Consider the following 11534-nt stretch of genomic DNA (forward strand, 5'->3'; position numbering starts at 1 on the left):
GTAGACACCACAATGACTTCAGCTCCGACGCCAACGCCTGCTACGCAGCGAAAAATCTTAGTCATCTAGCTACCCTCCTTGGGCCACACTAGACACCACCACACTCCGAAAATCTTCCCAAAACTTCGTTCTCTTCCGCGAGAGTTTGTCACTCGTATACTCGCCAGCAGTAAAAAAATTACGGCGGCCTTCGGCAACCCGACGCTGTCGGTCACAGGCCAAATTCCGAATTTTCTGAGCTAGGCCGTCTGCGTCCCCCGGACGAACCATCGAGCTTTCCGGCAATAGCTCCGGGGTGCCCGCCACATTCGAAGCAACAGCCGGGCACCCTCTGCTCATGGCTTCAATCAATGCGCGGGGTAACCCCTCCTTGAAGCTGGGATGGACATACACATCGACTGAATCAAGCCATTGGTACACTGCATCCCCGGACGGGAGAACTCCGTCGAAATAGCATAAGTCTTCCACGCCCCAACGCCGCGCTTCTTCCACCCACGGCTCTCTCTCGCCACCTCCCAAGATGTGGTACTCCACAGTGGGAAACTCCATCCGCAAGGTGCTAAGCGCCTCCATAACCGTCTGGATCCCCTTAAAGCGGCCTTTCAGACTGGCGATCTGCCCCAGGACAAGCCTTTCACGCGCCCCGCCGGCATCTCCTTCGCGGGCCCTGAGAACCCTAGTATCGAGCTGTGGGATCTCGACATTCGAACACGATACCGCCGTAGCGCCGGGGCCACAGGGGTAACGTCGCTGGAGGAACTCTTTCGTAACATATAGAGCATGTGTGCTTCGCTTCATTACGCGCCGCACGCGCGCCGCCATCAAAGGCGCGTAGACCTTCGCCTTCACCCCGCCGTAGTTCCAGTACGAGTCCCAAGGGCAGTCAACAAGCTCCACCGCCCAAGGCTTCCCTTGAAGAATGGCTTCCCTGACTGCCAACAGCCCAAGCTCGCTGGAGAGTCTCGCGATGACCGCATCATGGCGTGCCACCTGTTCCCTTACCGTCACCCTCGCAGCGTTGTTGAGATAAAGCAGTGACGTAAACTTTGACGCGCTTTCCGAAAACACAAATGTAACGCCCTCGGCTGAGGATAAGGGGAATCGCTCTTGGTCGTCGGGGGTGAGCGCATCAGTTCCAACGCGGCCAAGTACCGTAAGCGAGGGAAATGCTGCCAGGTAGCGAGACCAAACAGAGCGTGGAAAGCAGCCGGATGAGTAAACATTCCCTTCCGTCCCTAGTAAAAATACGTGATCGTGTACAAAAAGCACTTTGGGCATAGCTTGAATTCCTACCTAGTCGCCTCTGAGCCTCCCCACCCCAAGCCCACTGATGTGCGTATGCTCCGGTTTCGTCAGCAAGAGGAACCTTCCCGGCTTCTGGTATCTTCAAGGCACTCCCTAGCAATAACAGCCGGTGTTCTATACGGCTTGCGAACGGCCAAAATGACCCTGCGGGGTAAGTCAAGGTCATTGCCCGCACGTTGCGGTCAATTAACGTTTTCCGTTGTCAACCACGTTCCGCAGCCTCCTAACAGCGCTCCGCCACTGACAGCCCACGCAAAATGCAGCGGCCTTGGGGTCTGGGACCGAGACAGCTTGGACTCAAGACTCTAAATGTTCCCATTCTGCATGGCCTCGCCTGACCTCCTCGGGCTACGCCTCCCTAAGAACCTATGAGGGCAATCAGGATTATATCCCCCTCCCGACACTCGCCCTTGTTCTCCACCTCTACGACGCCGTTCACTCCCAAGAACTGCAAAGAAAATAAACAAGAAAAGAAACCACGCCTGATCAACCATCCACGCCCTATGTAAAAGCACGATTACCAGCACTCCGAACAAGAACATCTGGACAGACAAAGGCCGAACCAACCAGATTAAATACCCATACAGCACCAAGCACATCCCAATCCCAATATAACCGTGTTTTACTAGTTTTCCCCTCAAATCTGTCATACGAACATCAAATCGCTCTAACGCATGAGACCCCACTCCCACCATACGATCCCAATCGCTCATACCATCCATTACGTATTCAACGTCACCCCTCACCCTCGCATCTAAGATTCCCGTAATGCTTTGATGCTGTAAGTGCCCATAAAGAACCCTATCCGCGAGACCTGAGTCCTCCACCCGCTCACTCGACGCAATAGACGCGAGAAATAACAAAACCACCAGAGAAGTTAACATAGCGAAAAAAACCATCCCCTTCCGATGGCCACCACCCCCCTTACCATGCAACACTCTCTCAACTACGGTACACAAGAAAAAAAACAGTAGAAGGAAAAAAAAAGACACCGAAAAAGACAACACCCCACCCAACAACAAACCAAAATCATATTTGTCTCTTATTCTATATGAATTAACCGCAAGAAGTAGCGAACATATTATTGCGAAATGGCCCGGCTCTCTAAAAAGACCGGACGCTCTGAAAACATCTGCCCCCGCGAGATGAAAAACTTGTGACGAGAGAACTACAGTACCTGGATAAAGTCGGTAATATTGTGCATCATCTTCCCTAAAATCCTGAACAACCTCTATCCACGGCACATCCAGCCCTGCAACCAAACCTACCCAGATTGGCACGACTGCCAAACCGACGATTCCAACAAGGCGCCTAACCCTCTCCCCGACATCCAACTTCCAAAAAACCGGCAGGAAACAATACGCAGCCACTGCAACAAAAATCAAATCCCCTCGCAGCACCTCATCGAATGTTCTGAAGGGGGCAACCAACCACAACACATATAGAAACACCAGAAAACATAAAGCCGCCCCTTTTCTACTTCCTTCGCCGCCGGCGAAAAAATAAATCGATATAGTAAAAATAGCGACTAGATAGCACAGATACCAAAAAAACCCAACCGCCGCCCAAGACGTAAGAACAACCCCCATACTAAAGATAAACGTTAATGCCAAAGAGAAAGATACAGTACTGCACAACCTAAGAGCGCTCATCGCTCGCAACCTTTACCATTATTTAGGTATTTACTTCGCGTAAAGTGCAAAGACTACCCAGCTAGACGCCGGTCCTAGTATTCGATCTTCTTGCGCCTAAGGTTCTTCTTCTAAGTGCACTAGAGGCACCCTCGTGTGCCACTATTACGGCCAACTTGCACACAAGGGAGGCGCTGAGACCCCTTTGATCATCAATTATTCAGGTAACTCACCTGCCCCAAGAAAGCGCCTTACAACAAGACTAATCGGAGCCACCCTCTTCCCTATACCTTCTCCTTGTAGAAAGATATGCAGAAAGAGGCGGCATTAAAATAGACGAAAAGCGGGTTAACGAAAAGCTAGCAAATAATGTGTGCAGACATACTCTTTCCGATAAACCCGCTGCGACCAATTGCGCCGCCCCGTGAGGATCTCCCTCAATCCAACGCCTTACACTCAGTCGTGCGAGATCTTGTGCTAACCGCTTTGAACGGGGCCGCATCAATGCAGATTGAGCTCCAATACTATCCAGAGGGTCAGGTTTTCCTTCAAGCCTCTGGCAATGACAATACACCGCGAACTCCGACAAGAACCTTTGTTGCATAAGCTTTTCTATGTCGCCACTAACGCTTCCGGGCCGCCCGGTGACGCGCTCGTATAATATATCACCCAAAACGGCAAATTCGGCAATATGGCTCATGCGGCACCATAAATCTCTGTCTTGGGCGTATCGAAAAAATTCACGATAACCACCAGCCTTTTCGTAAACAGAGCGCCGATACATTACTTCACCATGAGAGAAAGGGTTTATAGAAATAATACCTCTCTCAAATTTCTTTTTGAACTCTTGACCAATTGCATAGTTATTCCTTTTATTACCGTAGAACTTTACCAATCTTCGACAACCGACCAAGCCTACAGAGGGATTATGATCAAGGAACTCACTCTGCTTCTTAATTTTCGTCTTTTTTGCAATATCTCCTGATCCATGGATCGCGATATACTCAGAATCAGATCTTACGATCGCATCCGTCAGCGCTCGCACAAACCCCTTGTTAGCATGCGTTATAACCCGGACGCTTTCTCCTTGATATTCTTCCAAACGTTGACCAGTTTCATCATCGGAGCCATCGTCAATCAGGACTACTTCCATGTCACGGCTCGTTTGGCTCAACAAGCTGTCAACACAGCGGTCAATACAATCTTCTCTGTTATGAAAAACTGAGAATACGGAAACTTTTGGCATATATACGTCGTCTTTTAAATGCTTTTCACACTAAGGCATGTACTAATTTTCGCTACGGATTTACCAAATTCGAGCCTTCGGCTGCTATACTCCCCAGCAATGAATTCCATTTCCCCGCCCAATTTTCCCGGCATGCTAGGCATAAATTCCTTGCAGATGCATCTGCGGCTTCTGAGTCGGAACAACCCAGATTACATTCCTCCATGTCTATACAAAATAAGCACTCTCTAGAAGTTCATAATCTCTCTCGTACATTGCACGAACTCGACTTTTTTGATTGACGCTTAGATCGCCAACGGAGAACTTTTTTTCGTTTCCCTTATGAGGGATCCAGCTCTTTACCCCTCGCCAAGGTGACTCACCGAACAACACATGAACTATGTAGCGGAGGTCATCCTCTAAACTCTCGACTTTTCCCAGCATCAAGTTTTCTTTCATAACCCCGGTCAAGAATTCGGACTGGGGCAACCAGTGAGGATCCTCATACAGACCTCCGGCTTCCAAATAGGCTAGAAACCTTTCAAAACATATATTTTCGTCAGCCTGAATCCCATAGAATGAGGCTACTCTGTATTTTTGTGCTTTTCCTTCCAGTATCTTCTCCCTATACGCAGAGACTAGCCGCGACATAGGATCCCGCACTACTGAGAAGTAGTTTATTCTACGCAAAAGAACGGCACGCCTCAGGCTAAGACTCGAAAGGCGAGAATAAGCTTCTGATTTTGCTTTCAGAGAATCATACTCACCAAGAGGTTTGAGCATTCGCTCGTCATGCTCGATCAAAGTCCTTAATACTGTTGAGTTCGCGCATTTTGGAATGCGTACGTAGCAGAACCCCCAATATTTGGACGCGCATGTGCGCCCATCAACCCAGGTTGCTGGAAACTTCGGATCCAGGTCTCCATAAGGCGGTAGCCGTCGAAGCCAACGATCTTTCACGAGCACGAGACTCTTCCTTATTGAAGGTGCGATAGACATAACTCTTCTTGCCGATTTTGAAGTTGTGATATTTCAGGCGACTGCAGCATTATAGTTAAAAGGATAAAAAGTTTTCAGCTTATACCTAAGATTCAGAACAGTCAGGTCATCCCTCGGTGTACTGATATTCCGGTTGGCGGGACAGGGGCCGCATGAACGTGTCCAATTTAGCCGGGCAAGGTCATCTCGATAAACCACAGAATATTCTAGGCTAGTAACCTCTCGATTTGCGCTTTTATATGGAATCTTTATAGTAAATCATGGTGCTTTTCAGAATTTGCAAACACTCCGAAATTTTGATCGTTCATGTTTCTACGCTATTGAGCGGTTTAATATTACCAGACTCATCGACGTGATGCGCCTCAGCGACCAAACGGTGTCCTGTTGCACTCATTACTTCGGTGCTGATCAGCGCCACTAGCTGAAGCACATCTCGTGCACAAGCTTTCCCGCGGTTAACAATGAAATTCGCGTGGTCCGGCGATATTTCAGCATCGCCGATGCGCATACCTTTCAATCCGAGTCGTTCAATGACCTGCCCTGGCGGTCCAACCTCTTCATACATGGCCGGATCACTCTTGAAAACGGAGCCGCAACTTGGATCCCGTCGAGGGAACTTCCGTCGCCTATTCGCGAGTATTCCGCGCATGTTTTCGCGGATCAAAGCGCGATCGGCGTGAGAAAAACGAAGACTGATTGAAGTTATTATTTCGTTATTCTTCTGAAAAACCGACTGCCTATAACCAAATCCACAATCGATTACCGACCGGGAAGAACACTCCCCGACCTGATTGACACTCTCTACCGCCACCACATTTGTGCTGATGCCATTGCGCTGACTTCCGCCGTTCATGCATACAAGACCGCCTAAGGTACCAGGGATGCCGCAGATGTGCTCACCACCGGTCAATCCAGCTTTCATCAACTTTCTAGCAAAACTAGGCACCCATGCTCCAGCCTGCGCCCTGACATCATTCCCGTTGATTGCGACCGCGCCCATGCGAGGCCCGATCTGAAGACAGGGGACTCGAAGCCCCCCATCTGCGAATAGCAGATTACTTGTCAATCCAACCACCACGTGCCCCTTGCGCCTATCGTGCAGCCAGCGACGCAGGTCGGCCACTTGTTCAGTTGAAGAAGGTCGCAGGACAACATCTGCAATTCCACCAATCTTCCACTGACTAATCGACGCGAGATCGACGTTGGTCAGGACCCCGCCAGGGCAAAGCTGCCTTAGCGCAGCGATGTCAGTCTTGGTCACGCCCTCCATACAACCTCAGCTCCCAGGGCGGCAAGCTTTTTTGGCAACTCGTTGTATCCACGCAGGGCTAGTTCGACTCCGTGCACACGGCTCTCACCTTCAGCGCAAATGGCCGCCATGATTTGCGCCATGCTCCCGCGCAGATCCGTGGAGGCTACTTGGGCCGCAGACAAGCGTCGAGGGCCATGTACTGTTATACGACCGGGTTCGGCCTCGATTGCCCCCGGGGCAAACTTGGCGAGCTCATGTGCGTAGGCGATACGTTCTGGATATCGGTAGTCGAACACCACGGATCGGCCGTTGGCGAAGAGCCCCAGGAAAGCGAAGAAGGATTGCATGTCCGAAATTACCCCAGGATGAGTCCCCGTTGCCAACTCGAACGGCTGGACGCCATGCTCCCCGATGCAGTCCGGCGAGACCATCACCGTGTCGGAGTTGGCGAACAGGTCCACACCCGCATCCCGGAGGTGTAGCAGGGATACTTCCATGGTATCGAACGGGACGTTGTTGACGAACACGGTGCCTTCTGTAACAGCGCCGAGTATGATCCAGGTGAGGGCTTCGATTCGATCTGGCATGATGGAGAAGCTGGCATCGCCAAGTAGGGCACCGTCGCCTTCCACGCGAATCAGACTGGTGCCCTCCAACTTCACACGGGCACCCATCTCTCTAAGGAACGCCACGAGGTCGCGCACTTCCGGAGTGACATACGCGTTCCGGATCAACGTCTCGCCGCGCGCCACGGCAGCACAGATCAGTGCATTCTCCGTCCCACCCACGGTGGACATCGGGAAATCGACTTGCCCTCCGACGAGCCTGCCCCGAATCTCGATGTAATCCGGTTTCTCCTCGACCTCACAACCAAGCTCCCTCCAAACCATCATGTGGAGGTCATAGCCTCGGCTACCGATCTTGCAGCCGCCAGGGTACGGGATCCGGGCATAACCACACCGAGCGAGCATACCGGCCGCCAGCAGATAGGTAGTGCGAATCGGAAGGTCGAAACTCTGAATATCCTCGAGCGACAAGTCAGGCACCGTCACCATGAGTTCTGAACGGTCCTGTCGTTGCTCGAACTCCACACCAAGCCCGGACAGAAAACTCATCTTCGCTTTTGCATCTTCGAGTGCAAGGGGAAAATTTCGCAAAGTGACGCGGCCATTCGTCACTAACGCCGCCGCAAGCACACGCGTGGCGCTGTTCTTGGCTCCGGAGACCGTTACTGAGCCATTCAGACGTTGGGGCCCTGAAATGCGAAGTTCCATCAACTATTTGCCTCGTGAGGTATGAAACGGACTGCGTACACAATACTTAAGGCATAGTGGATCGCCAGCAGCAGAGAATAGCACCAGATTGCAGCAACAGCTGACCACTGCAGTAGATACACGGCGCCGAAGGTCACGGCAATCAAAATCGTTCGCTGAAGGTTCAAGTAGAGTAGTGGTCGCTGACCATCGAATATGTAGAACACGCGGGCTACCGGGGCCTGCAGAAACTGGAATAACATGAATATTGCCAAGCTTGAGGCGAACACGCCTGCCAGAACCCAGTCATCGCCAAAGACTAGCGGAAATAGCTCCGCACCGAAAATCATTAGGAGTAACGCTGGTGCAACAGCGAGGGCGGCGAGGCGTTTTAGCGTATCAAGAAGCATTTCACGAACTTCCAACGGTCGCCTCGCTCCGAGTCTCGACGCTTCTGCATAGAACGCCTTAGCTGTAGTGCGACCGAGCAACGTCACGGGAAGCGTGACTGTCATAATAGCGAGAGCGAGCTGCCCGGTTGTATCCGCGTCAAAGAGGGCGGCGACAAAAATGACCGGCGCTTGGCTTGAGAATACCAAGAGGACCTGCGAAGGCACTCGGTAAAAGACGAACCCTCGGTGTCGCCATGCAGACTTCCGCATAACGGAGGGCCGGACGTGTTTCCAATTGTCTCGCAGCGACTTGGCGAGGCTGCGCCACAGGACCGTAACGCCCCCTCCTTGGGCCACGACTTGCCCGATCAGCAAACCAACTGGTTTGAGCGCAAACAAGCCAAGACCAATCTTGACAGTCTCGCCCGCGGCGCTTTGCCACACCTGCGTAGTCGCAATCACCTTATACTTACGTTCGCGCATCGCCCAGTATGTCAGCAACTCGTAAGTTGCCGCTGCCACGACCCCTAAAACGATAAGCCACCACCAAGATGCCAAAACCTCCGCCGATAGTAGCGCTAGCAACACCGGGGCAGCGCTCCATAGGGCAACGGCAATCAACCCAGTGAAACATGCCATCAGCAGCAATGAGAGGGCCAGCAGGTTCATTGCCACTCCATCATGGCGCGGCAGCGGCATGGCGAGTACGTAGCGAAGGGTCACGATCGGCGCCAGAATCGTTACGATGGCGGTGAATACCGCCAGAACGCCGAAGTCCTCGGGGCCGTAAAGCCGCGTGAGGACAGGAATTGAGGCGATACCAATGAGACGCCCTAGGCCGGTGCCAAGGGCGAGCGTCGCCATACCGCGAAAAACTCGACCGGAAGCACCTCCAAAGGCTTTATCGAGCAGCCGCCGGATCGGGGCTTTGGCCATTTCAGCTTTAGACGCCGGCATCTGAGAAAACCGCATTCAAGTAAGGACCGGCTTCGGGGCGAGGATCTTGCCGAATAAGGTCATGTGGGTCTATTTGTGATTTTGTGTGGTTTGGTAGACCTGAAGGTCTACCCTACGGGTGTTTGCGGACCAGCGAGACCATGATGCATGTTCGGTTTACGCTTGGCGGGCTCGGGCGTTGCTGACGAACTCCCAGAAGAAGCCTGCGAACAGGCCGAGCATCCCGCCGAGGACGACGGAGAGGGCCACAATCAGGCTGCGGCCTGCACCGGTCGGGGTCTCGGATTCGCTGCTCAGGAATGCGAGTTCAGTGCCATGGCTTGTGTTCTGGATAATCTCCATAACCGAGCTGGCTTCGACGCGATCCCGCCGCAGCTCGCCCATCTCACGGCGAAGATCGCCCATCTGCTGAGCAATCACCAGGCTGCTGACGCCATCGGCACCGTCAAGCCGCCCGGAGAGGTTGCTGAGCTGCTCCTCCAGCATCGAAAGCTGTTCTTCCAGCATGGCAACGCGGTTCTCGTGGGGACGAACCATGGAGGTCACCCATTGCTCGTACCGCCCTTCAAACTGGCCAGATAGATCCTCGGCAACGGCCTCATGGATGCGCTCCACCCGATCGCGCCGCTCGCGGGTGCTGGATGACTCCAGCATGATGCTATGTTCCCCGCCTCGCTCGACGACCCGGACACGCGGGCCGCCCTCTTCGTCGCCGAACAACTCCCCCCGTTGCGCCGGAATGATGACGTCTTCAAGGCGCGCGATGGCCGCATCGGCGGAGACGACCAGGCGCATCCCGTCTTCCTGGTGGTAGACGCGCGGCAAGTCGATGCCGGTGCGGTAATCGTAGGTCACGGGCTGGGTCAGCGCGTAGGCAAGGCCGGCCAGGGCGACGACGGCTCCGACACCGAGCATGACCGGGAACCGCCGCACGAGGACATCCCAGAGATCGTAGAGGCTGATTTCATCGTCGTGATGACGGGAAGGACCGAAATCGGCGTCGCGGTCACGGGAGGGGGTCGAGGGGTATTGATCGGACATTTAAGGAGGCGCCGTCGTTGTTGAGCAAGTCTGCGGACACGCTACCGCCTGAGGTGGTGCTCCCCAAGCGCTGGCGTACCGATCGTTTGATTAGGTGTCGGCCTGCGTCTGTGATGTCAGCGCGGGCGTATCCCCTTCTTATAGTCTGCAAGATCAGCCTGTAACTGGACGATCTCACGCCCAAGCTGATCACGCTGCGCCTCCTTGCGTTGAATGAACACCGCGGCCAGTTCCAACTGCTCGGCCTGCCCGAGTGGGCTGATGTCGTAGCGTTGCCGCCGGCCTTCTCCCGCTTCCGAGACGTCGACCAGCCCGCGCTGGATCAGCGCGCGCAGGGCCTGGTTGATGCGGCCGACGCTCACACCAATGGTCTCGGACAATGCACGCTGGTTGGTCTCGGGGCTCGTCTGCAGAGCCTTGAGCAGCGCGTAGCGGAGTTCCTCCGGTGGCACAGTGCTCCTTCCATGTTCAGCGATTGAACATCGCCTGACGCCGGGAATTGAAGCCCACGCCTCCGCCAATTGCAAGCCGCGTGATGCGGAGGTGTGAAACGGTCGCGGTTCCTCGCGGAACGCGCCAGGATAGTTGCGCGGAAGGTGCGGGGCGTCAACATGTCGATTTTTGGCGACGGGGAGATGGATGGTGGACGTGAACGTCCACCCTACGGGTTGTTCTGGCGCCCGCCGTGGGGAGTGGCGGTTAGTCCGCCACGTCCGGTTCGGTTTCTGTGTCGGCGCCCTCGCCGTCCGGGCGGGTGTCGTCCAGGTCGGCGCTCCGGGGGAGCCGGGCCGGGAGGCGGCCGAGGTTGTTGAGCGAGGCCAGGTGGGCGTAGATCCAGCCCATGTAGCCCTCACGCAGCAGTTCGCCCACTTTGCCGTCTGCCAGCTTGCGCAGGCGGTCTTCATCCACCACGCGGAAGCCGCGCAGGGCAAACCGGGCGCCGGCGGGGGTGGTGACTTCCAGGTCCCGCTCGATGAGCAGCTCCAGTTCGTTCAGGCGCTCGACGAAGGTGGCGGTCTGCAGCATCTCGGCGCGGTAGCGCTGCAGGAAGTCGATGATGCGGTTGAGAAACGGGGTGTACTCCCCGTTCTCGTCGAACAGCGCTTCGCCGTCGTCGGTGTTGAACGCGGGGTAGCTCTCGTCGAAGCACACGGTGAAGCTGTCGCGCTCGTCGCCCTTGGCGAGCACGAAGGGATAGCGCCGCACGAAGGCCGGCACGTAGGTGTTGGCCGCCCAGGCGCCGTTATCGGCGATGAACAGGTTCTCGCTCTCGCGCAGCCCCAGCAGGGCCACGGGGCCGCCATCGGCGCCGCCGGCGAAGATCACCGGGTAGTCGCGGCAGGCCTGGAAGAACTCGGTGGCGGCCAGGGGCACGTAGTGGGTCTCAGCGGCAAAGTTGGCCTCACCGTCGGCGGACTTGAGCCGCAGGTCCCGGTGCTTGTCCTTGTTCAGGGGGGCGATACGGTTGTAAAGCAGCAT

The 11534-nt window shown here is 54.6% G+C and carries 10 protein-coding genes; all 10 read right to left on the reverse strand.

Annotated features, from left to right (window positions below):
- Window positions 1-69: 69 nt before the first annotated feature.
- On the reverse strand, window positions 70-1278 hold the full coding sequence (locus BMZ02_RS19290; protein WP_091642221.1) for a glycosyltransferase: 1209 nt from the start codon (window positions 1276-1278) through the stop codon (window positions 70-72).
- A gap of 332 nt (window positions 1279-1610) precedes the next feature.
- Window positions 1611-2957 carry a hypothetical protein gene (locus BMZ02_RS18800; RefSeq protein WP_139209176.1) on the reverse strand — a complete coding sequence of 449 codons (1347 nt, stop codon included), beginning with the start codon at window positions 2955-2957 and terminating at the stop codon, window positions 1611-1613.
- A gap of 241 nt (window positions 2958-3198) precedes the next feature.
- Window positions 3199-4182, reverse strand: coding sequence for a glycosyltransferase family 2 protein (locus BMZ02_RS08495; RefSeq protein ID WP_091642223.1), 984 nt, complete (start codon window positions 4180-4182; stop codon window positions 3199-3201).
- 207 nt (window positions 4183-4389) lie between these two features.
- Entirely contained in the window at window positions 4390-5160 is a 771-nt protein-coding gene (locus BMZ02_RS08500) for a sulfotransferase family 2 domain-containing protein (protein WP_091642226.1), read from the reverse strand.
- Window positions 5161-5464: 304 nt separating this feature from the next.
- Window positions 5465-6421: a UDP-N-acetylmuramate dehydrogenase gene (gene murB, locus BMZ02_RS08505; RefSeq protein ID WP_245753989.1), complete on the reverse strand. Its 957-nt coding sequence runs from the start codon at window positions 6419-6421 to the stop codon at window positions 5465-5467.
- A complete protein-coding gene (locus tag BMZ02_RS08510) occupies window positions 6418-7686 on the reverse strand; it encodes a UDP-N-acetylglucosamine 1-carboxyvinyltransferase (RefSeq protein WP_091642230.1) in 1269 nt (422 codons plus the stop codon). Before BMZ02_RS08510 ends, murB begins: the two co-directional genes overlap by 4 nt.
- The gene (locus tag BMZ02_RS08515; RefSeq protein WP_091642233.1) at window positions 7686-9029 is read right to left on the reverse strand and encodes a lipopolysaccharide biosynthesis protein; all 1344 of its coding nucleotides are present in this window, start codon (window positions 9027-9029) and stop codon (window positions 7686-7688) included. The genes BMZ02_RS08510 and BMZ02_RS08515 overlap by 1 nt, the downstream gene beginning before the upstream one ends.
- Window positions 9030-9170: 141 nt before the next feature.
- Window positions 9171-10055, reverse strand: coding sequence for a Wzz/FepE/Etk N-terminal domain-containing protein (locus tag BMZ02_RS08520; RefSeq protein WP_091642236.1), 885 nt, complete (start codon window positions 10053-10055; stop codon window positions 9171-9173).
- Window positions 10056-10171: 116 nt separating this feature from the next.
- Window positions 10172-10507, reverse strand: coding sequence for a winged helix-turn-helix transcriptional regulator (locus BMZ02_RS18985; RefSeq protein WP_171909865.1), 336 nt, complete (start codon window positions 10505-10507; stop codon window positions 10172-10174).
- A gap of 247 nt (window positions 10508-10754) precedes the next feature.
- Window positions 10755-11534, reverse strand: coding sequence for a SapC family protein (locus BMZ02_RS08530; RefSeq protein WP_091642242.1), 780 nt, complete (start codon window positions 11532-11534; stop codon window positions 10755-10757).

This window comes from Aquisalimonas asiatica, from assembly GCF_900110585.1.
In the GTDB taxonomy this organism is placed as follows: Bacteria; Pseudomonadota; Gammaproteobacteria; order Nitrococcales; family Aquisalimonadaceae; genus Aquisalimonas; species Aquisalimonas asiatica.